General features: G+C 39.2%; 18 protein-coding genes and 1 pseudogene. 7 read left to right on the top strand and 12 right to left on the bottom strand.

Annotated elements, in window-relative coordinates; genetic code table 11:
* Positions 1 to 69: 69 nt before the first annotated feature.
* The 9 genes from RMY27_RS00095 to RMY27_RS00055 form a co-directional block, all read right to left on the bottom strand.
* The gene (locus tag RMY27_RS00095; RefSeq protein WP_322659321.1) at positions 70 to 1,881 is read right to left on the bottom strand and encodes an ABC transporter ATP-binding protein; all 1,812 of its coding nucleotides are present in this window, start codon (positions 1,879 to 1,881) and stop codon (positions 70 to 72) included.
* A gap of 373 nt (positions 1,882 to 2,254) precedes the next feature.
* Positions 2,255 to 3,382, bottom strand: coding sequence for a glycosyltransferase family 2 protein (locus RMY27_RS00090; protein ID WP_322659319.1), 1,128 nt, complete (start codon positions 3,380 to 3,382; stop codon positions 2,255 to 2,257).
* Between the two features lie 42 nt (positions 3,383 to 3,424).
* Positions 3,425 to 4,423 carry a glycosyltransferase family A protein gene (locus RMY27_RS00085; RefSeq protein ID WP_322659317.1) on the bottom strand — a complete coding sequence of 333 codons (999 nt, stop codon included), beginning with the start codon at positions 4,421 to 4,423 and terminating at the stop codon, positions 3,425 to 3,427.
* Complete coding sequence (locus RMY27_RS00080) at positions 4,416 to 5,450, bottom strand: polysaccharide deacetylase family protein (protein ID WP_322659315.1); 1,035 nt, start codon at positions 5,448 to 5,450, stop codon at positions 4,416 to 4,418. The genes RMY27_RS00085 and RMY27_RS00080 overlap by 8 nt, the downstream gene beginning before the upstream one ends.
* The gene (locus RMY27_RS00075; protein ID WP_322659313.1) at positions 5,447 to 6,184 is read right to left on the bottom strand and encodes a methyltransferase domain-containing protein; all 738 of its coding nucleotides are present in this window, start codon (positions 6,182 to 6,184) and stop codon (positions 5,447 to 5,449) included. Before RMY27_RS00075 ends, RMY27_RS00080 begins: the two co-directional genes overlap by 4 nt.
* A gap of 268 nt (positions 6,185 to 6,452) precedes the next feature.
* Positions 6,453 to 7,355: a class I SAM-dependent methyltransferase gene (locus tag RMY27_RS00070; RefSeq protein ID WP_322659311.1), complete on the bottom strand. Its 903-nt coding sequence runs from the start codon at positions 7,353 to 7,355 to the stop codon at positions 6,453 to 6,455.
* 118 nt (positions 7,356 to 7,473) lie between these two features.
* The gene (locus RMY27_RS00065; protein WP_322659309.1) at positions 7,474 to 8,733 is read right to left on the bottom strand and encodes an ABC transporter ATP-binding protein; all 1,260 of its coding nucleotides are present in this window, start codon (positions 8,731 to 8,733) and stop codon (positions 7,474 to 7,476) included.
* A 41-nt stretch (positions 8,734 to 8,774) separates the two neighbouring features.
* Positions 8,775 to 9,620, bottom strand: coding sequence for an ABC transporter permease (locus tag RMY27_RS00060; RefSeq protein WP_322659307.1), 846 nt, complete (start codon positions 9,618 to 9,620; stop codon positions 8,775 to 8,777).
* 41 nt (positions 9,621 to 9,661) lie between these two features.
* On the bottom strand, positions 9,662 to 11,863 hold the full coding sequence (locus tag RMY27_RS00055) for a GumC family protein (RefSeq protein WP_322659305.1): 2,202 nt from the start codon (positions 11,861 to 11,863) through the stop codon (positions 9,662 to 9,664).
* 825 nt (positions 11,864 to 12,688) lie between these two features.
* On the opposite strand from RMY27_RS00055, the gene RMY27_RS00050 reads away from it, so the two are divergent.
* Positions 12,689 to 14,101, top strand: coding sequence for a sugar transferase (locus tag RMY27_RS00050; RefSeq protein ID WP_322659303.1), 1,413 nt, complete (start codon positions 12,689 to 12,691; stop codon positions 14,099 to 14,101).
* Positions 14,102 to 14,111: 10 nt separating this feature from the next.
* Positions 14,112 to 15,128, top strand: a complete 1,017-nt coding sequence (gene galE, locus RMY27_RS00045) for a UDP-glucose 4-epimerase GalE (protein WP_322659302.1) — start codon at positions 14,112 to 14,114, stop codon at positions 15,126 to 15,128.
* A 165-nt stretch (positions 15,129 to 15,293) separates the two neighbouring features.
* Here the strand turns inward: galE and RMY27_RS00040 are convergent, their stop codons facing one another.
* Positions 15,294 to 16,076 carry a 2-phosphosulfolactate phosphatase gene (locus RMY27_RS00040; protein ID WP_322659300.1) on the bottom strand — a complete coding sequence of 261 codons (783 nt, stop codon included), beginning with the start codon at positions 16,074 to 16,076 and terminating at the stop codon, positions 15,294 to 15,296.
* Positions 16,077 to 16,218: 142 nt separating this feature from the next.
* Here RMY27_RS00040 and RMY27_RS00035 point away from each other — a divergent pair, with 142 nt between their 5' ends.
* The 4 genes and pseudogenes from RMY27_RS00035 (at position 16,219) to RMY27_RS00020 (ending at position 18,575) form a co-directional block, all read left to right on the top strand.
* On the top strand, positions 16,219 to 16,593 hold the full coding sequence (locus RMY27_RS00035) for a hypothetical protein (RefSeq protein ID WP_322659298.1): 375 nt from the start codon (positions 16,219 to 16,221) through the stop codon (positions 16,591 to 16,593).
* Positions 16,590 to 17,012 carry a type II toxin-antitoxin system VapC family toxin gene (locus RMY27_RS00030; RefSeq protein WP_322659296.1) on the top strand — a complete coding sequence of 141 codons (423 nt, stop codon included), beginning with the start codon at positions 16,590 to 16,592 and terminating at the stop codon, positions 17,010 to 17,012. The genes RMY27_RS00035 and RMY27_RS00030 overlap by 4 nt, the downstream gene beginning before the upstream one ends.
* A gap of 152 nt (positions 17,013 to 17,164) precedes the next feature.
* Positions 17,165 to 17,311 (top strand): annotated as a pseudogene (locus tag RMY27_RS00025) (element excision factor XisI family protein); the annotation flags it as partial.
* 82 nt (positions 17,312 to 17,393) lie between these two features.
* On the top strand, positions 17,394 to 18,575 hold the full coding sequence (locus RMY27_RS00020) for a class I SAM-dependent methyltransferase (RefSeq protein WP_322659294.1): 1,182 nt from the start codon (positions 17,394 to 17,396) through the stop codon (positions 18,573 to 18,575).
* A gap of 70 nt (positions 18,576 to 18,645) precedes the next feature.
* Here RMY27_RS00020 and bioB read toward each other — a convergent pair whose 3' ends face one another.
* Positions 18,646 to 19,653 carry a biotin synthase BioB gene (gene bioB / locus RMY27_RS00015; RefSeq protein WP_322659292.1) on the bottom strand — a complete coding sequence of 336 codons (1,008 nt, stop codon included), beginning with the start codon at positions 19,651 to 19,653 and terminating at the stop codon, positions 18,646 to 18,648.
* A 456-nt stretch (positions 19,654 to 20,109) separates the two neighbouring features.
* Between bioB and RMY27_RS00010 the strand changes: the two genes are divergently transcribed.
* The gene (locus RMY27_RS00010; RefSeq protein ID WP_322659290.1) at positions 20,110 to 20,685 is read left to right on the top strand and encodes a GNAT family N-acetyltransferase; all 576 of its coding nucleotides are present in this window, start codon (positions 20,110 to 20,112) and stop codon (positions 20,683 to 20,685) included.
* A 207-nt stretch (positions 20,686 to 20,892) separates the two neighbouring features.
* Here RMY27_RS00010 and RMY27_RS00005 read toward each other — a convergent pair whose 3' ends face one another.
* Complete coding sequence (locus RMY27_RS00005; RefSeq protein WP_322659288.1) at positions 20,893 to 21,276, bottom strand: response regulator; 384 nt, start codon at positions 21,274 to 21,276, stop codon at positions 20,893 to 20,895.
* Between the last annotated feature and the right edge of the window lie 93 nt (positions 21,277 to 21,369).

The raw sequence follows: 21,369 nt of genomic DNA, 5'->3' as shown, positions 1-21,369 counted from the left end.
ATCAATCAGATTAGAAGCCCGTTCGAGTACCGAGTACACCGTTTTCTAATAGCCCAACTTTATTTCATTTCAAGTCAATACACTTTCTTCTGTAAGAACTTCATTACTACTGCCAGACTTAATAATGTAGCCCTGATTCATCAAATAGATTCGGTCACAGTTTTTAATTGTACTTAGACGATGAGCAATAATGATAATTGTTTTTTCCCCAGCTAAGGCGTTAATTGCATCAGTTACCTGACTTTCGGTTTCAGTATCTAAAGCTGCAGTCGCTTCATCTAGAACCAAAATATCTCTTTCATGGTAGAGAACTCTAGCAATGCAAATTCTCTGACGTTGTCCCCCGGATAAACGTATTCCTCTTTCTCCAACTGCGGTTTTAACCCCATCAGGTAACTGCTCAATTAATTCTGCAAGTTGAGCAGAGTGAATTGCTCGTTTCAACTTCTCATAGTTAATTTCATTCTCAGGTACACCAAATGCAATATTTTTCTCAATTGTGTCATCAACTAGAAAAACAGATTGAGGAATATAGCCAATTATGTTTTGCCAAGCACGGATATTTTTACATATAGATATTCCATCAACTAAAATTTCACCTTTTGTTGCTTCTAAAAGCCCTAAAATAACATCAACTAGAGTTGTTTTACCTGAACCTGATTTACCGATAAAGGCAACTGACTCTCCACGTTTGATCGTTAGGGAAATCTTTTCTATTGCCAAGTTATCAGAATTTGGATAGGAGTATGAAACATTTTTTAACTCTATTGATTCAGTAAAAGACATTGGTTCTTGAATTAACTGAGCCGGAGTCTGTAGGTTTCCTGATAGCATCTGATATGGTCTATCTGACTTTATTTTATAGCTTGAAACATTCTTTAAATCTGAATACAACATATCTAATGCGTAACTACCCTTTTGAAGCTGACCAATAGCAGCCAAAGTCTGACTCATTGCTGGCATCAAACGAATTGAGGCAACTGCAAAGATGCTCAACACTGAAATAAGATTCTGAGAATTTTCCTTTAAAAATATTTGATAAACCAGAATAATTAGAACCAGAAAGACTACTAAAAGTGTCTCTAAAATAATTCTTGGTAGTATCCCCAAGTTGGAAAACTTTGATTTTGCAACTAAGTGTTGTTTAGCCTGCATATCCATGTAGTTAATAAAATAGGGCTGACAGCCGATCATATAGGTCTCTTTTATTCCACCTAAGCTGTGATTGATAGTACGAATCATATTATGATAGGCTTCTGATTCCTCCTGTCCCCATTTTCTTGCTTTACTTCTCAATTGATAAAACAATAAAAATGTTGGCAGAATAATGCTAAATATAATTACCAATAGAAGTATATCTGTTTTTGCAAGTAATAAAAGTAAAATGATTATTGAAATTGAATTGGAAGTTGATTCTAAAATCGGAAGCATTGACATATAGCAAAAGTTCTGAGTCTCCAAAATAATATTCTTTATTAAACCTGCAGTATCCCTACTCAGATAAAAAGTGTAAGGAACAGACAAGTATGCCCTCAATAGTCTTGATATTAATCTACCATAGCTAGTAAAACTAAACCGATTGATATACGATTGAGCTTGGAAATACAAAAGAGACTTTAAACAGAAAAATGAAATGAGTGCTAGCCCACAAAAAACAATAAAATAGTCCTTAGATGAAAAATTTAAGGTTATATAGATCCAGTTAAGTAAGGGTGATTGATGCAAGGAACTTGAGTTGGAAGCAAGCCAAAGAAACGGAGCAATAAAACTGATACCAATAGCCTCCAATATTGAGGCTGAAGTAAAGACTAATATTAACAAAACGAATTTCTTTTTATCTTCTCCAAGAACGAAAAAAAACTTTGATAAGTATTTGAGCATTTATTTCAGTACCTAAAAACTAAATATTTGCAGACATTTTAATCGTGACATAAATCAGATTGAAAATATGCCATATTTTTTGAAATGAAACCCCATATCTGTAATGAACAGGTTAAATCTCAGTTTGTGACGGAATAATTAAAGCCTCGCATAAATGACACATTTTTTGTGTCAAAAAAATCTTCAAATAGACCACCACAAGGCATTAGAGCAATAGTCCTTGGGTGTTGATGAGTATTTGTCATATGGAAAAGATTGACTGGGTAACTATGTGAGGAATCTCAAAACAATCTGTGTCTAGGTAGGTGCAGGTAAGGCTTGGCACGCGATTTGACGAATTTGATCAGTGAGTTCTTCCCAGACTGAGTCAATGTCATTGGATTCTTCCAGGACTGAGTGAAATTTCTGAATGAGATATGCTGTTTAGATTTGCCTGCTCTCTAACCCATTGGTGATACTTTTCTGACGCGACTAAAAAGTGGTTATCCAATAAATCGTTAATGCTTTTCAATTGGCAAGCTGTAGTTGTTTTCAACTTCAAATTGGGATTCTGTTGCAAGCTTTCCCAGTATTTCTTGTATTGGTCGCTCGCAGAAAGCTGATATCGATCGTGCTGCACTGCATCTAAAACTTTCTCATAGAATGTGCTGATGAAGGGGTAATGCAAAAGAACACAGCTGAAATCTGCAATTCGGGAGTTTCTAGTATGATGACCCATGACAAAGAGCTTGATATTTCGATCCACAAATGTCAAGGATGCTTTGCTTAAGTTGTTCTCAGTTCCAAATAAAGATTTCCGAATACCACCGTGAATCTTCTTTATGTTTGGATTAGATGGTTTGCCATGACCATACCGACTTTTTTGGATGTTAGAAATATCGTAATAGGTATAGAGTTCTCTAATATAATCCTCTTTATTACTTTTTATTTCATTTAAAGGATATTCTGAAAATAAATCTAGCATTTGTGTGACTACAGCCGTGTAGGAGTTTTGATTCAGATAGGTCAGCAATGAACTTAAACTCATCACATCAGAACCAGGATAGTCAAATAATTCGTCAATGTCTGCAAACAAATTCCAACGATTTTTGGAAAACCGCTTAACCAAGTACTCTTTCATGACATTTTCGTACTTTCCATACAGACAGGTTGCTTGTAAAACTGTGACGTTAGGATAGCGTTGAGCAATGGCGATTGTATCATCGGTGGAACCATTATCAAGGAAGACAATGTGTTTCGCTCCTAACTTCAGATAATGTTCTATGAACGATTTAATATAGTATTCTCCGTTTCTAACGAGACACAAGACGATCAACTCATCGAGTGCATAGTAGACTTGCTGGGGACCATAGATGTGTTGAGTAATAAAGGGAAGCTTTAACAGCATTGCCTTTTCTCTTGGCCATGTTGCTACATTAAATGCTCCCCTCTGCAAACGCCATCTGATGCCCAAAAAAAGCCATCTCAGGGTGGAAATGATTAAGTTAATGTTGGATTTCATGAAATTAGGGTATGTGGATAAGGTTTATCTGAAGTGTTCAAACTAAGGCTTTAATCTGGTCAATTTAGGTACAGACAATATTTGTCTCACGATGGGCTTAAGCAATTGCTTTGCCCACTTCCTAGCTGAATGCGACATTTGTCGATAGGGTTCCAACAAATTGAATAGTTTCTTATGTTTATAGGGCCATAGTGCTTCATTTAATGCCCGCCATATCTCAGCATCCCTGATTGCTTGTTGAGACAAATACTGCTCTACCCAGGTCAAGAAAGTAAAATGAGCAGGATTTATTTTGCCAAAGCGGAATTGACCTAGTGTATCTGCGATATGACAACTGCTATTTGAATGTTGTCGATATCTATCCCAGCACCGACTTTCGATAAAAACAGGTGACTTAAGGCAGGCTTTGAAAAAGAAAGCTTGATCCTCGAACATGCCTCGGAAAGATTCCTCAAACCCACCAGCATTTTTGACTAATTCCTTTCGCATAAGGACACTACAACTAGCCGGTGTTAATGCTTTACCTTTTAGAAATAGCTTGGAAAGGGTTGGGTGGTTTACGAGTGTATCAACTTTAACACCTAGATGTCGCCCGCGATCGCGCTTCGCATCTTCAGGATTACCCGTCCAGCTAAACCACATTAGAGTGGAGCCATAAACCATACCTGCTTCGGGGTGAGCTTCTAATATTGCTACCTGCTTCTCCAGTTTTTGTGGCAACCAGATATCATCTGCATCTAATAAGGCAATATATTCACCTTTAGCATCGCAAATACCCAGATTGCGCGTTGCGCTCATGCCGCGATTTTGATGTCCTTCATGTTCTAAATAGCGCACTTTATCAGGATATTGTTGAACATATCGCAAAGCAATGGCTGTACTTTCGTCGCTTGAGCCGTCGTCTGCTAACAACAGTTCCCAGTTATCGTAAGTTTGGGCAAAAACGCTTTCTATGGCTTCTTCAAAGAAGTTTTCTTTTTTAGCATTAAAGAAGATGATGATGCAGGAAACTAATGGTTTACTATTTATCTGTTCAACCATGAAACCACCTCAATAATTGCTTGGCAAATTCTTCTCCATTCCAATTTTCGACCCCAAACCGAGGTAAATCAAAACGGTTGCTCTGTTGCCAGACAATATCTTGAACAGTAGAGCAAGCGCAGCTAAATCCAGATGCTTTAGCTAGTTCAATGGTTTCTGCGGTGCGATCGCCAAATGGATATGAGAAACTCGTCACTGGACGATTGATCGTCTCTTCTAAATCAACTTTGCTTTGCTTTATTTCATGCCGTTGCAATGTTGTAGACTGTGCTGACAGGAAGGGATGGGTGACTGTATGAGCACCAATTTCCACCAATTCCCCTTGTCCCAAAGCAGATAATTCTTCAGGTAAAAGGGAACGGTGAGTGGAGCGTGGTTTAGGTTCGGCTGTAGCCCAAGTGAGGATCTCATCTAGTGCGTTTTGGCGTTGTGCTTCTGGCAAAGGTCGCAATATTTGCCAAATTGAGTAATAGAAATACATTCGAGAACCGGGTTTAGCTTTCCAGGCTTGAGAAGTGCGATCGCACTGATAATTTTCTGGACTGTAATCTACTGCTGCACCCAACTCCCAATGATGAATGTTAGCGCTAATATTTAGAATCAGCTTTTCTGGTAATTTCCCTGGTTGTAAAAGTACCCTTTCTAATTCATCCCACCAAAACTCGCGCTTCTTTCCTATGTAGTCGGTACTGATAAAGACGGTTGCTGGGATCCCGTAGCGCTCTAGCAAGGGTTTGGCATGATGAAGATTATCGGCATAACCATCGTCAAAAGTGATAGCTACTGCTCGGTGGGGAATGTTGCCATCCCGGTGAGCTTGAGCTAATTGCAGGAGGCTAATGGGGTAAGCATATTTTTGCAACACTTCGAGATGCTCGGCGAAGTGTTGTGGTGTAACACATAAAGACCACGGATCTAATTCGATCTCAGCGACGCGATGGTACATCAAGATGAGACTTTTGGATGCAAACCGTTTCTGGAACTGCTTCAGTTTCCGGTGCAATTTGCCAGTAAAGGAGATTTTCATGAGATCGCTTCTGGTTTTACGGCTCTAACAGCAATGATTACTTCATAGTTTGGGTCACGAAAATCTAATTCTTTCGGTGTGAGTTCTTGAACTGCTAAACCTTGCAAAAAAGCGGTTGCTGACAGGACATTTCCATAGGTCTCGACCTTAACGTGAGTTGGCGGAAAAACCTCTTCAAAGAGCCGTTGCGCAGATAGCGTTGTGTAATTCCAATACCAAGTCTTGCTCCACTGGTCATCGCAAAGGGAGGTAATCCCCGGAATGGTAACCAATACAACTCCCCCTGGTTTGAGGATACGATAGATGGTTTTTATCGCTAATGGGACTTCGTAAATCAGTTGCAGTGTCTGAGTCAGGATCAGGCAATCGAAGCTATCCGATGGAATATGCTCAGCATTGGTTAAGTCACCCACGAATGTTGCTGCTGGATTCCCTTCTACCGCGTGGAAAATATTGCTTTGGGTAACTCGATCACCGCCAAATTGTCGCGTATAGGAATTATCGCCAATTTCTAAGACTCGTCCCCGAATGTCGTTAGATTGCCGAGTCAGAAAATTCTCAATGTAGTAGCGGTCAACAGGGACTCCGCGATCAAAACCGAAGTTAGGACTCATGGGTTTGATGCGGCGCAGGTCACCGAAGTTGACTTGTCCTACCGGGGAAATACCGTGGATTTGAACTCGCAGCCAATTTTGCACAAAAGATGGGATAATCTGTCTAGTGATTGATTTCATTGGTGCTTGTATGGTGATGTTAGTTTGCTATATGAGAGATAATGTTTGAAAAATTATTACGCATTCCAAAATCTCATCCCTTTAATTTTGTTAGCATCTTGCCGACTTGTTGATCGAAAATGTTCTCCCATTGTTTAATTGCTATTTCAGCTAGACTTTCCAAACATCCTCTAAGACGTAGTCCCCCTTATTAAGTTGGATTTAGGGGGATCTGAAAATATTTAATACACCATGAGGGACTTTTAAAACATTCTCTAAGAACGTCAAATTATTTCGTTCTCTTTTTTCTCAATTCAAACGTGAGATACTGGTTAATCCATACTCGGCGTGTGATATCGAAATTGTATCCAGCCCAATCTTTAATTTCTGATCCCAGGATACAAATATGGTCATTTTGCAAAGGCCATTGTTCATATGTAAGGAGTTTAATAAACATGTGAAATCTAGGAAATATTTTCTGTGCTAACTTTGGATGCAAGAGATAAAAGAAACTATTGAAGACTTTTTTAGCTGGAAACATTGGATTAAGTAAATCTAACCATTGGGGTATCATATCCTCCAAAACAATTAGGAATTTACCATTTGGTCTTAGCACTCTAGCAACTTCACTAAACACCAGTTTTGGATCACTAGCATGATTTAGACTCCAGAAGGATAGCACAGCATCAAATGACTGTGATGGAAATGGTAAATATTCACCAATACCCTGAATAAAATCAGGTTTTTTCTCCAAACATGGAAAACTATCTATCAGCGAAGACCAATCAGTTTTGAGCCATTCGAGGCTTGGGTCAATAACAATATAGTTAGTATTAGGTGGAAGATAATGTCGGGGGAGACCAATACCTCCGCCAATGTCCAGAACATCTCCAGATATTGTTGCTAATAAAGGTGCGTAAGGACTGTAGTCTGACAAGAAGCAATTATTTAAAGATTCAGTATTTAAACTTAAATCTTGATACCAACCTTCCATTTCTATGAGACGTTCTTGCCATTGGTTTACCTCATTATTTTTTACTAGCTGATTTGGCATTAAATTTAACCAATCATCTCCTACTTGAGTAAATTTAGCAGCACATGATGTACATTTAATCAAATGTGGTAAAAAATCAAGTTTTACTGCTTTACATTGGGGACAGACAAGTAAATGTTTTTGTTGAAATAGCCGCATATTTTTAGTCCTTAAATTCTTTATTTTTAGGGTTGACTAAATAATTTGTATGGCTGTTATTGTAGAGTGTAAGTAAAACATAAGAAATATTTTAAAACCTGAAGTAATTAATAGCAATTTAACTTTTCAAACCATAACTTTTCAGTTCTAACGGAATTTCTACAGAACCATAACCCCAAGACTGTAACATCACACAATTAGTGCCATCTTTTGCAGGTCTAACGACTTCAAACAAAAGACAGTTTTCAAGGCGATCGTAAATTTCTAACCAAGGTAAAGCTAAATCTAAACTTATAAAGTAAGAACCAACAGCAAGTTGAGATATTGAAAGAGTAAATGAAACAAAATTTAATCCAGCTTTTAATTCTATTACCTCATGAGATCGATATATCCCAAAATTACCAAAACCGATGGTAATTCCGGTATTATCGGACAATCTAAGTTCTAAACTTATATTGCGCTGTTCATTTGTATGAATATTTAAATTGATTAGGATTTTAGTATCTTCAAATTGAGGTTGTGATATAACTTCACCTGACACTATACTTGGCTTTCCACTCTTTTGTGGAAGGCGTGTAAAATTGTTAGATACAGAAGAATTTTCTAGGTAAAGCTGGACAATAGAAGCAGGTATATCATCTGCTATCACTAGACCTGAATTTAGCAAAATACAACGGGAACATAACGACTGAATAGTACCCATGTTATGACTCACAAAAATGACTGTTCTTCCCTCTTTCCCTACATCCTGCATCTTCCCCAAACATTTCTTCTGAAACTGCACATCCCCCACTGCCAGAACTTCATCCACAATCAAAATTTCCGGTTCCAAATGCGCCGCTACTGCAAATGCTAAACGTACATACATCCCCGAAGAATAACGCTTCACTGGTGTATCCAAAAACTTTTCAATTTCAGCAAAGTTAACAATTTCATCAAATTTGCGTGTAATCTCCTTCTTACTCATCCCCAAAATTGCACCATTAAGAAAAATATTCTCCCTTCCTGTCAATTCTGGATGAAAACCTGTCCCTACCTCCAACAAACTTGCTACCCGTCCCTGAATTTCAATACTTCCCTTTGTTGGTTCTACTATTCGACTTAATATCTTCAACAGTGTCGATTTTCCTGCCCCATTCCGCCCAATAATTCCTATCCGATCGCCCTGCTTAATCTCAAATGACACATCCTTCAGTGCCCAAAACTCCTCACAAGAAGAATTTTGAATTTTGGATTTTGGATTTTGGATTTTGCTGAATAAAGACTTTGCCCTATCCGCTATCACATCGCGCAACGCCTTATAGCGATATCCCTCCTGCTGATGGCTCAACACATAGCTCTTACTTAAGTTCTCAACCTTAACCACCGTATCTGCCATATATCCTCCAACCTCTGCTAACAACTCCTGAAACGCTGTACCTAAATAATGTCCGCAAACTTGCGCTCCATCCGGCGGAAATAGTAAATTCCGGTAATCAGCACTAATATCACTAACGCCACCGACAAGAGAAATCCTGGTAGATAAATGTCAAAATTTTTACCCAAAATTGCCCACCGAAACCCATCAATTACACCCACCATTGGATTTAACGAGTAAAGCAGTCGCCACTGTTGCGGCACCACACTACTACTAAAACCCACCGGCGAAATATAGAGTCCAAACTGCACAATAAACGGCACAATATACCGGAAATCCCGATATTCCACGTTTAATGCCGCCAGCCATAACCCCGATCCCATCGCCGCCGCAAATGCGATCGCAATAAACAACGGCAGCGTTAAAATTCGCCAATCCGGCACAAAGTTATACCACGCCATAAATCCCAATAGGATGATTGCAGAAATCATAAAATCGACAAAACTCACAATCACCGCACTCGTTGGCACAATCAAACGCGGAAAATAAACCTTAGAAATTAAATTAGAATTACTAATTAAGCTATTACTACACTCACTCAAGGCATTGGAAAAGAACTGCCAAGGTAGCATCGCGGAAAACACCACAATCGGGTAAGGTGCTCCTGCCGACGGAGCCTTGAGTAAAACACCAAATACAACAGTAAACACAACTGTCGTTAAAAAAGGTCGTAGCAATGCCCAAGACAGCCCGATCGCCGTTTGTTTATAGCGCACCAAGATGTCTCGCCAAGCCAAGAAGTAAAACAACTCCCGATACTTCCAGATATCCTGCCAGTACTGCTGCTCAGTTTGCCCTGCCTTAATCACTAATTTCTGCCGAGGCTCGAGCGTCTGTTTTCTAATCATGAAAATACACCTATCCCACCCAGAGTTAACTTATAGTCAAGTCAATAAATAAACTTCATCAAGCTCTTAATCCCAGGCAAATTTATCTGACTCAAAGCAGACCTTTTTCCACCATTAGATCCCCTAGAGTGATAGTAATCAGACCCCTTTTCAGCAGTAACCCCATTTACCACCATTCCTAAAACATGCGATCGCGCTTGCTCTAGCATGATTTTCGTACTCTTAGCAACAGCACGGTCAAGCACTTCAGGATGTACAACTAGCAATATCCCATCTGCCATTTTGCCCAGCATGAGTGCATCACCAAACAAACTCAAGGCAGGAGTATCAATAATCACACAATCATACTCTTTGATTGCCTCTTGAATTAACAAAGCCATGCGCTGCGAATCTAGCAATGCTGCGGGGTTAGATGGGATTGTCCCAGCCGTTAATAAATCCAAGTTAACTAATACTTCTTGAGTGGCGTTGCGAAACTCTGCTTGACCAACTAAAACATTACTTAGTCCGACTGGATTAGATAATTTCCAGATTTCCTGTTGGGAGGAGTGACGCATATCCGCATCTATTAATAGGATTCTGCGCCCCATATGTGCTTTAGCTACTGCCAAATTTGCAGCTACAAATGATTTACCTTCACCTGGAGCTGAACTAACTACGGCAATTACTTTTAGTGGTCGATCGGAGATAGTAAAATCCAGGTTCGTCTGAAGCATCTCAAAGGCTGAACTTGCTCCCGGATATGGATTATCTTTGACTGCTAGTTCAACTAAACCTTCCCCACTGTTTTTAGCTTTTTGAGCCAAATGAGGAATCGTACCGAGTAAAGAATAACCTAATAACTGCTGGGCTTGCTCAAGAGTTTTGAGGGATTGATCCATAGCTTCTAAGATCAAAGCTACCCCTACACCCAGCAAAATTCCCAAAAATCCACCCAGCGCTAGGTGAAAGGCAATTTTGGAAGGAACAGCATTTTTAGGAAGTAAAGCCGCAGATATTACTCTGGCATTACCGACATTCTGATTTACTACTACATCGACTTCTTGTGATCGCTTTAGCAGTTCTTCATAAGTAGATGTAGCAACTTGCAACTGTCGCTCTAGCTGTTGTTGTTTTTCTTGCAGTTGGGGTAAAACACTTAATCGTCTTTGGGAAAGTGTGTATGCATTTTGCAAAATTGTAATTCGGTTAGCTAATGCTGAACGTTCTACATCCGACTGTACCAGCTGGGCCAGTAGGGTCTGCTTGAGTTCTCCCATCCCTAAATTCTGGGCTGGTACAGATTTTTCTCTATCTGCATTCTCAAAAATTCGCCTTTCTAGCTGCTTTTTGAGGGCTGCTTCTTTTGCTAACAAATTAGCGATCGTAGGATGTTTGTCTGTATAGCGAGTCTTTTCTACTGCTAACTGGTTTTGCACCTGTTGGTATTGTGTTAATACTTCCTGCACAGCTTTTGATTGACTTAAATTCCCCATATCCACAGCTTGCTGCGAATTCAATCTCAATTGACGTTGCAAAAGTTGTGAGCGAGTCTCAGCATCCGTTAAATTTGCCTGGGCTTGGGTAATCTGGTCTGATAAGTTTGCGAGTTTGTCCACTCCTTTTGTTGCTTCTTGATCTAAAGCAATTACCCGATTTCCTTCTTTAAATCGACGCAAAGCTGCTTCCGATCTGACTACCCTTGCTTCAAGTTCAGGCAATTGCTTGCGTAAAAACTTCTTTGCCACTGTCGCTTGGGCTTGGTTAATGTGAATATTGTTCTCTAGGTAATATCTCATCAGCGAATTCACAACATCTGCGGCTTCTTTTGGATTGCTGCTGCTATACGAAATCGCCAAAATATCTGTACCCCGGACACTTTTAATTTTGACTTTTTCGAGAAACTCATTTATTTCCAAGGGTGTTCCTTGCTTATCTACCAACCTAAGACTAGCAATAGTTTTCTTAACTATTGGATTAGAACGAATGACCTCTGCTTCTGTATCCAACGGACTGTTGATTTCAGTTACACTTCTCAACTCCCCAACTTGTGCCGAGGGACTTGTCAGTGAAGAAACGCGGTCAGTTTTACTGAAAAGCAACTTACCTTCTGCTTCATAAATTGGTTTTTGCTTGATAGCACTCAAAGCTGACAGTCCAAAAATAGAGGCAGTCACCGCAGCTATAATTAGCCAACGCCTTTTCAGAAGTAGGGAGTATTGCTGCAAATCTAAGGAGTTTTGGTCTTCTTGGTTAGAGGGCATGGAGTATGTTACGAATACCTGAAATTGTTTTTACTAATTTTGCTTCACAATTTTGGTAGTCCAAGATAGTCATTTGGACATAATTAGGATTAATTACTAATTATCTGTATAAAAAATCATAATACAAGTGCCCGTATTCTCTAAAGTGTTTGCTTTTTATTATATTTCTTTAGATTTATCCCAGAAATATTATCTGAATGTCAAGGTGTTTTTAATTTTTTTTCTAGAATTTTAGATTAGATTGAAAAGCATTTATTTCAACTCATTAAGCAGAAAAACGTAAATATTTGTAGTTGAGTTCGGGCAGGAGTAGAAGGCAAAATATAGGAAGGAAGAAGCTTTTAGCCTCGTTTATTTTTGTTAACATGATTATGTTTTTTTTCACCCACTTACTTTTTTTATATTGATTTAATAACAGCATTTCAACAGCTTGTATAATATTTTTACTTATTTTGTTACTCTGTGAACACCTACTTTAGCAGCAAATATACGCTAATCAAAAAATTAAATATAAAGTTCAGATTGACTACACTCATGGCATAATGCAAATGTCAAAAGAAGAACCTTGAAGTCGTAGTGTAGTTCGTACAGCCAATGCAAGTTAGGATGTATATCCTACAGATATGCTATACCGACACACAAATAGTTCCCTTCCTAGCTTGTAATACCTAATCTCCAATTTCTTTGAAAAACAGAGTATACAAAATTTTTTATTTTTGTATGTTTTGGCACAATACGGCTAGTCTTTAATATTCCCTTCTTTGAATCTGTTGCTGGTTTTAACAAAGAAATCGAGTTCAGGATACTGAAGAATAAGAAAAACCAATGACTTCCACAAGTTATGTTAGTTTACCTACCAATACTAGGCTGCCAAATATAGTCCGTAGCCTACCGATATTGCTTTTGTTAGGGGATATTTTTGGATTGCTAATTTGTTTAGCGATCGCACAATGGTTGCGTTTAGATGAACCATTACATTGGCTAAATCCGTTACCTTATACATTTGTCTGCATGATACTTGCAGCATTTTATTTAGCAGATGCTTACCATCCAGATCGACAAATTTCAGGTTTAAGAGCGCCTGCTCGAATTATTATTTGTAGCATTGCGATCGCATTCTTTATTTCTGCCCTAATTTACTTATCAGGTATTGCCCAACAGAATCCGGTAACGTGGCGGAGTGTCTTTTTACCTAGCTTGGGAATCTTTACTATCTGGGCAATAATATTGCGCGTAATGGCGGTGAGATGGGTGCGATCGCACGCTCTAAAAAGTCGTTGGTTAATACTAGGATTGGGGGATAATGCTATCAAATTTACACAAAAATTGTTAGAACTTAATCCTTTAGGGAAGTTGACTGTTCTAGCAGAGGAAAACCAAAAAGCTATAGACTTACCAAAAAGAAATCTGAGTTATCAGGGAAGCCTGAGCGATTTGTCGCAATGGAGTCAAGAATCCTGGTCTGGGGTAATAGTTACAGCCCAGATAAACTTGTCTAAGTCTCAAGCACAACAGTTGATGCAGATGCGATTGCGAGGCATTCCGGTTTACACATTGCCGGATGTTTACGAAACATTTTGGTATAAACTACCTTCGTCGCTGTTACAAGATAAATGGTTGGCCTTTAGCGATGGTTTTAACCTAATGCCTGGTTACTTCAGTATGAAACTGAAGCGAGTTATCGATATCATATTGATACTATTTTTACTAGTATTAGTTGCACCACTTCTGTTGTTGGTTGCATTACTAATTAGACTAGATAGCCCTGGCCCAATATTGTACAGTCAGCAGCGAAGTGGGTTACATGGTAAACCATTTAGAGTTTATAAATTTCGCTCCATGTATCAGGATGCAGAAAAATTGGGGGCGCAGTGGGCTAGTCAACGCGATCCACGAATCACCAGAGTCGGATACTGGCTGCGTTTGTTGCGTATTGATGAATTACCTCAAATATGGAACGTCTTACGAGGTGAAATGAGTCTGATTGGGCCTCGTCCAGAACGACCAGAATTTGATGTCAAACTCAAAGAAGCGATTCCTTACTATGAAGTTCGCTATTTGGTCAAACCTGGAATTACAGGCTGGGCACAGGTTATGTATCCCTATGGAGCATCTATAGAGGATGCTTACGAAAAGCTGTCATACGATCTGTACTACATCAAAAATTATTCCATTTGGTTGGATTTAGCGATCGCCTTCAAAACCATCCGAGTTGTTTTGTTAGGTAAAGGTAGATAAGGAAAAAGAAATGAAAAAGAAAATATTGGTAACTGGCGGTGCTGGTTACATTGGCTCCCATGTAGTTCGCCAACTAGGGGAAGCTGGTTATGATGTCGTAGTTTACGACAACTGCTCTACAAGTTCACCAGCATCAGTACTACACGGGAAACTAATTATTGGCGATTTAGTAGACAGTGGACATCTTTATCAAGTTTTTGCCCAGCATAAATTCAGCGCAGTCTTACACTTTGCCGCTAGTCTGATTGTTCCAGAATCAGTAGCTCATCCCCTCGACTACTACGCCAACAATACCCGCAACACCTTAAATTTGCTGCGCTGCTGTAGCGTTATGGGTGTTAACAAGTTCATTTTTTCCAGCACAGCCGCAGTCTATGGAGAAGTAGAACAAAATCCTGTTACTGAGTCGAATCCTACACAGCCCATTAATCCTTACGGACGTTCAAAGTTGATGAGTGAGTGGCTGATCCAGGATTATGCAGCAGTATCTGCGCTAGACTACGTAATTTTACGTTACTTTAATGTAGCAGGTTCTGAACCAAGTGGACTATTGGGGCAAATGTCACCGAATGCCACACACTTGATTCGAGCTGCTTGTGATGCAGCACTCAAGCGCAGGCCAGAAGTCCGAATTTTTGGTACTGATTTTCCTACGCCCGACGGAACCGCAATTCGAGACTATATCCATGTTGAAGATTTGGCGACTGCTCACTTAGATGCTTTGGATTACTTAGAAAAAGGAGGTGAAAGCCAAATTTTCAACTGCGGTTATGGGCAAGGATACAGCGTGCGACAAGTTATTGAAAGAGTCAAGGCTATTTCTGGTGTAGATTTTCCCGTTATTGCCGCACCACGTCGTCCAGGCGATCCTGCCTGTGTTGCAGCTTGTGCTGATAAAATCCATAGGGTTTTGGGTTGGCAACCAAAACACAATGATTTAGACGAGATTATCAACACAACCATTGCTTGGGAAAAACACAAGAGTAGCTTGGCAAGGCAAAGGTATTTAAATATGGCATATGCATAATTAAAACTTGGCACCTAATTAACCTTGTTTTTGGAATTTAGATAACGTGAATTCGACGGCTCATTTAGTGTCCCTATAATTGACTCAATCAAAAAAATTTTTAGAGGTTTGACTACACAAAACCGTCCCTCTTGGAATCGGATAAGCACAGACTTGAACTTTAGTTTAAGGCAGAGAGAGGTTCGTCGAACTTACGTTGGCATAGGCATTATCTTTAAATAAAGGCACGCAATTACTAATGTTAAAAACGGCGGATAGTTCAACATCTAACTCAAAACCTTTTTCAATCAACTCTTTACCAGAACTGCATTTTTTCAAGTATCCCAATAAATCTTGCCGGAAAGCTTGAAATGTTGCCGCAGCAACTTCCGCCTCTGGTGATAGACTGCCATTTAAATAACTGAGAATTGCCCCAGCACCAATTAAATCTTCAAATGCAGGGCGGAGGCTACCATCTTCTTTCCACCTCTCACCAGCAGGAATCACAGCGATTTTATCGCCATACTTTTGAGCAAACTGCGCCACAGCTTGGCAATTTCGCAAACAGCCAGCCAAAGTTGGCGTAGTTCCAGTATGTAAAGTCAGGAAAGAACCGTTAGGTGATGGTAAAACTAATTTGGTTCCAGCAGAAATCTGAATCACCGATTTTGGCGAGAGAGAATATCCGGTTGTAGTCCAACGTTGTCTCTGACTTGCCAACTCTGCTTGCACTGATTTGGCATAATCTATGGCTGATTCATCTTTATATGCGTAGGGAAAAATTATCGCGCCGTTGTTAGTGGCAATTTCTACGCAAGTAGAAAAAGAGAGAACATCAACTATCACAACTACATCACTGATAGGAGCTAGTTCAGCAACTCCTTGCGGCCCCCATTCACAGCGTAAATTAAACTCTGATTGGTTGTAAATCATTGGTGCGATCGCAAAAGACAATATGATAAAAATCAAACCATAGATAAGTAAACCAGTGTAAATTCTTAAAGGTTTGTAGTCATCTACGAAACGCTACGCTAACACGTACAAACTTTCAAGTTAGCAGTAAGTAGGTCAGCAGTTATAATCAATATAAAACTTCAAGGTTCAAAATATTATGAATTTAACTGTAAAAACTTATCCTAACAATACTGTACCCAAGTTAAATTATGATGTGCTGATTGAAAATCAACCAGATGGCGGAGTTAGTGCGACAGTGCTAGGCTTACCAGATTTTAAAGGCTCTGGTGTAACTAAAGAAGAAGCACTAGAAAAACTAATTCAACTTTTACAAGAGCGAAAACCAGAAATAGTGACTTTGGAAATTGAACCTCCCCAAACCGAACATCCTTGGATGAAATTTGCGGGTATGTTCAAGGATGATCCTCAATTTGACGAGGTGCTAGCATATATAGAAGCTGATCGTCGTGAACTTGACGCACAAATGGAGGAATATTATCGGCAACTTGATGCGGAGAATGAAACTAAGTGACTTTATGGATACTTGATACGGATCACGTCTCACTTTTTCAACAGATGCATCCAGTTATTACACAGCGTATTAATGCAGTAAATTCTGAAGACATTGCCATAACGATAATTACAGTTGAAGAACAACTGCGTGGAAGGTTTAATGTAATCAGAAAGGCTTCTTCATCTGATGCATTGCTATTAGCTTACGCCAAGTTACAGGCTACTTTAGAATTTTTCAAAAATGTGCGATCGCTAGCATTTGAAAAGTATGCTATTAATTGTTACGAAGACTTGATTCGCCAAAGAATCCGCATTGGCACACAAGATTTGCGAATTGCTGCAATTACGTTGTCGGTGAATGGCATTTTAGTAACTCGCAACCGTAAGGATTTTGAGAAAGTTCCTAATTTGCGTTTAAAAGATTGGACTATATCTTAATTTCTCTCAAGGCTAAACTGACCTATTTGTTTATAGGTAAAAATTTCAGAGTTATATTATTAACTTCCCAGTACTCTTTGGCTGAATTTAAAATATCCAATGCTATTTGGTACTGTGTCGGTTCAGCTTGAGCAAATATATCAACTTGATATCAAAGACAAAAAATTTGGATACAAAGAGATGGTACAGAAATCGGTATCGCTAATGAATTAATTGCTGCTGGTGTACCGAAAGAAGATATTGTATTAGGATTTCATGCTCCTTATAAACGCCAATTTACTGACTTTGCTATTGGATAAGTAGCAGGAAATAAGCAATAGTAATCTTTGCTCTAACCAGCCACTATCCGCTAAACTCAGAAATACTGCGTTATTCCTCATCATGTCCGATTCTCAAACTGTTAGTGCTGCTGTTGCCAAACTCTACAATACCTACCCCTTTCCGCCAGAAGCCCTGTTAGATGAACCACCTCCAGGGTACAACTGGCGCTGGAATTGGCTAGCCGCTCATAACTTCTGCACAGGTCAAAAACCCCAAAGACAAGATATTCGGATTTTAGATGCAGGTTGCGGTACTGGTGTAGGTACAGAGTACCTAGTTCACCTCAATCCTCAAGCTTCTGTTGTGGGAATTGACCTCAGTACTGGTGCTTTAGCTGTAGCAAAAGAACGTTGTCAGCGTTCAGGGGCTAACCGGGTTGAATTTCATCACCTCAGTTTGTTTGATGTGGAACAGTTACCGGGTGAGTTTGATTTAATTAACTGTGTTGGCGTTTTGCATCATACCCCCGATCCCATTCGCGGGATTCAAGCTTTGGCGAAGAAGTTAGCCCCAGGCGGCTTAATGCACATTTTTGTGTACGGAGAGTTGGGACGTTGGGAAATTCAACTCATGCAAAAAGCGATCGCACTTATTCAAGGTGACAAAAAAGGCGACTACCGCGATGGTGTCCAAGTCGGGCGACAAATATTCGCTTCTTTACCAGAAAATAACCGAATTGTCAAATACGATAAACAACGTTGGTCGCTAGAAAACAACAAGGATGAATACTTTGCTGATATGTACGTTCATCCTCAAGAAATTGACTACAACATTGAGACGCTGTTTGAATTAATTGATGCTTCGGGATTGGAATTTATTGGTTTCTCGAATCCGAGCTTTTGGGATTTGGAGAGACTTTTAGGCAAAGCACCAGAGTTAGTGGAACGGGCAAAAGAATTGAGCGATCGCCAGCTTTATCGCCTGATAGAATTATTAGACCCAGAAGTAACTCATTACGAGTTTTTCCTCGGTCGTCCTCCCTTAATTAAAGCCGACTGGTCAGAAGATAACGCTCTACTAGCAGCGATTCCCGAACTGAATCCTTGTCTTGAGGGATTTCCCAGTCAATGTTTCTTTAATTACGATTACCAAATTGTTAATTTATCTGTAGCAGAGTTTGAGTTTATGCAAAGATGTGATGCTAATGCCACAGTTGCAGAGATATTGACAAATGTAGAACTGGGATTGGATGAGGTAAGAAGCCTTTTGCAACAGCAGTTGATTTTATTGACACCTGCTTAGGGAATTCAAGTAAAAAATATCCAATTATTAATTGTGGGATGGGCCTTTCGGTTATCCCACAATTAGATATTTACCCTACAACAGCCGAACTTGCTACTTTCTCCTGTCTTTGGGAAGGCGGACGCATTCCCAAACCAAGTAAATTCAGCATTTCTCGGTCAGTATCGTAATCTGGACAGGGAGTTGTCACCGTCAACATCTTGTTGTCGTCGCTAGAAAAGATAGAATTGGCTCCTGCCATAAAGCAGAAAGCTTGCTCAACTTGAGAAAGTCTCGCCCTGCCGGCGCTAAGACGCACATCGGAAGCTGGCATTAAAATTCTGGCTGTGGCAATCATCCGCACAATATCCCAAATGGGGACATCAGGCTGATTTTCTAAAGGTGTTCCCGGTACTTGTGAAAGAATATTAATTGGCACAGACTCTGGATGGGGATGTAAGTTTGCCAGAGTTTGTAACATCCCAATCCGGTCATCGACTGTTTCGCCTAAACCCAGGATACCGCCAGAACAGACAGTAACATTTGTCTGACGGACATTCTCAATTGTGTTCAAGCGATCGCTATATGTCCTTGTGGTAATAATTGTGCTGTAATATTCCTGTGAAGTATCTAAGTTATGGTTGTAGGCATAAAGTCCCGCTTCTTCCAATTTCCTGGCCTGATTTGCGGTCAACATCCCCAGAGTGCAGCACACTTCTAAACCCATTGCAGTCACATCCTTGACCATTTCCAGGACTTCCTCAAATTGTGAGTTATCCCGGACTTCGCGCCAAGCTGCACCCATGCAGATGCGACTAACACCAGTTTCTTTAGCTTTCTGGGCGATGTTAACTACCGTTTCCTTTTCTAGAAGTGCTTGCGCCTTTACCTCTGTTTTATAGCGGGAAGATTGGGCGCAGTAGCTACAATCTTCTGGACAACCTCCCGTTTTGATAGATATGAGCTTACAAACTTGTATTTTTGTTGGGTCATGATATTGGCGATGCACGCTAGCAGCTTGATAAATAAGCTCTAGCAATGGCGTGTTGTATATCGCCCGAATCTCTAATTCCTGCCAATCGTAGCGTATTCCCACCACATCACTATCCTTCTTGTAGACTGGGTTAAATCTTGAGCTGTCTTTTGCTTAAATCTGCTGCGGTACAGCCTTTGGGCAAAGCTATTTTATCGAAGTTGTACCCTGGAATGTGCTTTATCACCCATTGGCTCTCAATCCTTCCGCTCTAGATATTAGACATCAGCTTATCAAGATTTTGGTTGAATGGCAGATTAAGAGCAAAAATACTCACCCTATCTTTTGTAAAGGGCATTGGGCATAGATATATCTTTTGTCATGCTGGTCAAGAGTTCAAAGTCTATATAAAATCAGTTAATTGACCCCTGACTCTTGACAAACTTTATGAAAAAATTATAAAACTTGCGTCAGTGCTGATAATAAGACTGCTAATCTAACTGCTGCTAAACCGCAGACTATGAGAGAATTTATAACATTTAGAGAATATTCTGAGAAGAGATCCCGCCGATTAAGTAATTTATGATATCAGAACTGCCAATAATTGCAAGCGATCGCCTATTATTACGAGCAGCGATCCATGAAGATATACCTCAAATTCTCAAATACTTCATTGATAACAAAACTTATCTCACTCCATTCTATCCTCTTTGGGCTGATGGCTTTTTCACTGAAGAATATTGGCAATATCAGATAGAGAATAGTTTTCTGGAATTTATCAATGGTCAATCGTTAAAACTATTTGTTTTTACCAAAAAAAATCCTACCGTAGTTATTGGAACGGTCAATTTTAGTAATTTTGTCCGAGGAGTAGCTCATTTTTGCTATGTGGGATATAGCCTTGCTGAAAATAAACAAGGTAAAGGCTATATGACAGAGGGTTTAAAATCTGCAACTCAATATCTATTTCAAGAGCTAAATTTTCACCGAGTTATGGCTAACTATATGCCTCACAATCGGCGTAGTGGTAATGTCCTCAAAAGACTCGGTTTTGTCGTTGAAGGATACGCTAGAGACTATTTGTTAATTAATGGGCAATGGGAAGATCATATTTTGACAAGTCTTACAAATCCTCATTGGAAAGAACCTACAATTTAAAAAATTGAGAATTATTGTCAATATCATTTATTGCAACTATCTATTGAAAGGCTTTTAAATCAGTTTATTTATAATTCCTAATTAGCAACTTTGTTTAGTCAATATATCCAAATAAGTCATTTTTAAATTGCACTCAAGTACTCATTTGTCACTTAAAAGAGGATAAACATAAAAAACCCTGGATAGATGCCAATCGGTTAAAATCAATTAACTTACTTCTAAAATTGATTTGACTTTTTTGACAAATACATCAAGTTGAACTGGCTTGAAAAGAAATCCAGCTACTTCATTGTTGAGAAAATCTTCTTCATTATTGGCTGATACAATCAAAATCGGGAGAGTATTTAGTTTTAAATTTTGCCGAACATAATTAATTAGATCCCAACCACTCATATCTGGCATCATTAAATTTGTAATTAGTAAATGAGGTTTTTTTATCTGAATTTTGTCAATTGCATCCAAACCTCTATTTGCAGTTGACACCTCATAACCTTCTGATTCTAAGACGAGTTTCATCATTTGAACCATTTGTTCAATATCATCACAAACTAAAATATGTTTAGTATAATTCTCTTGATTTATCTTGCTCATTATTTACTTTAAGTTAGAAAAAAGCCTGTAATTTACGAACTTATATCAATTTACATTGAAGCTGCATAGAAAAGAGCTTCAAGAATAAAGTCA

The organism is Nostoc sp. DedQUE09, from assembly GCF_034530915.1.
In the GTDB taxonomy this organism is placed as follows: domain Bacteria; phylum Cyanobacteriota; class Cyanobacteriia; order Cyanobacteriales; family Nostocaceae; genus Nostoc.
The sequence above is the reverse complement of the archived record's forward strand: the minus strand, read 5'-3'. Positions and strand labels throughout refer to the sequence as shown.

Coding starts and splice junctions, on each gene's coding strand:
- RMY27_RS00095 (WP_322659321.1), bottom strand. CDS start 1,881: ATGCTCAAATACTTATCAAAGTTTTTTTTCGTTCTTGGAGAAGATAAA.
- RMY27_RS00090 (WP_322659319.1), bottom strand. CDS start 3,382: ATGAAATCCAACATTAACTTAATCATTTCCACCCTGAGATGGCTTTTT.
- RMY27_RS00085 (WP_322659317.1), bottom strand. CDS start 4,423: ATGGTTGAACAGATAAATAGTAAACCATTAGTTTCCTGCATCATCATC.
- RMY27_RS00080 (WP_322659315.1), bottom strand. CDS start 5,450: ATGAAAATCTCCTTTACTGGCAAATTGCACCGGAAACTGAAGCAGTTC.
- RMY27_RS00075 (WP_322659313.1), bottom strand. CDS start 6,184: ATGAAATCAATCACTAGACAGATTATCCCATCTTTTGTGCAAAATTGG.
- RMY27_RS00070 (WP_322659311.1), bottom strand. CDS start 7,355: ATGCGGCTATTTCAACAAAAACATTTACTTGTCTGTCCCCAATGTAAA.
- RMY27_RS00065 (WP_322659309.1), bottom strand. CDS start 8,733: ATGGCAGATACGGTGGTTAAGGTTGAGAACTTAAGTAAGAGCTATGTG.
- RMY27_RS00060 (WP_322659307.1), bottom strand. CDS start 9,620: ATGATTAGAAAACAGACGCTCGAGCCTCGGCAGAAATTAGTGATTAAG.
- RMY27_RS00055 (WP_322659305.1), bottom strand. CDS start 11,863: ATGCCCTCTAACCAAGAAGACCAAAACTCCTTAGATTTGCAGCAATAC.
- RMY27_RS00050 (WP_322659303.1), top strand. CDS start 12,689: ATGACTTCCACAAGTTATGTTAGTTTACCTACCAATACTAGGCTGCCA.
- galE (WP_322659302.1), top strand. CDS start 14,112: ATGAAAAAGAAAATATTGGTAACTGGCGGTGCTGGTTACATTGGCTCC.
- RMY27_RS00035 (WP_322659298.1), top strand. CDS start 16,219: ATGAATTTAACTGTAAAAACTTATCCTAACAATACTGTACCCAAGTTA.
- RMY27_RS00020 (WP_322659294.1), top strand. CDS start 17,394: ATGTCCGATTCTCAAACTGTTAGTGCTGCTGTTGCCAAACTCTACAAT.
- RMY27_RS00010 (WP_322659290.1), top strand. CDS start 20,110: ATGATATCAGAACTGCCAATAATTGCAAGCGATCGCCTATTATTACGA.
- RMY27_RS00005 (WP_322659288.1), bottom strand. CDS start 21,276: ATGAGCAAGATAAATCAAGAGAATTATACTAAACATATTTTAGTTTGT.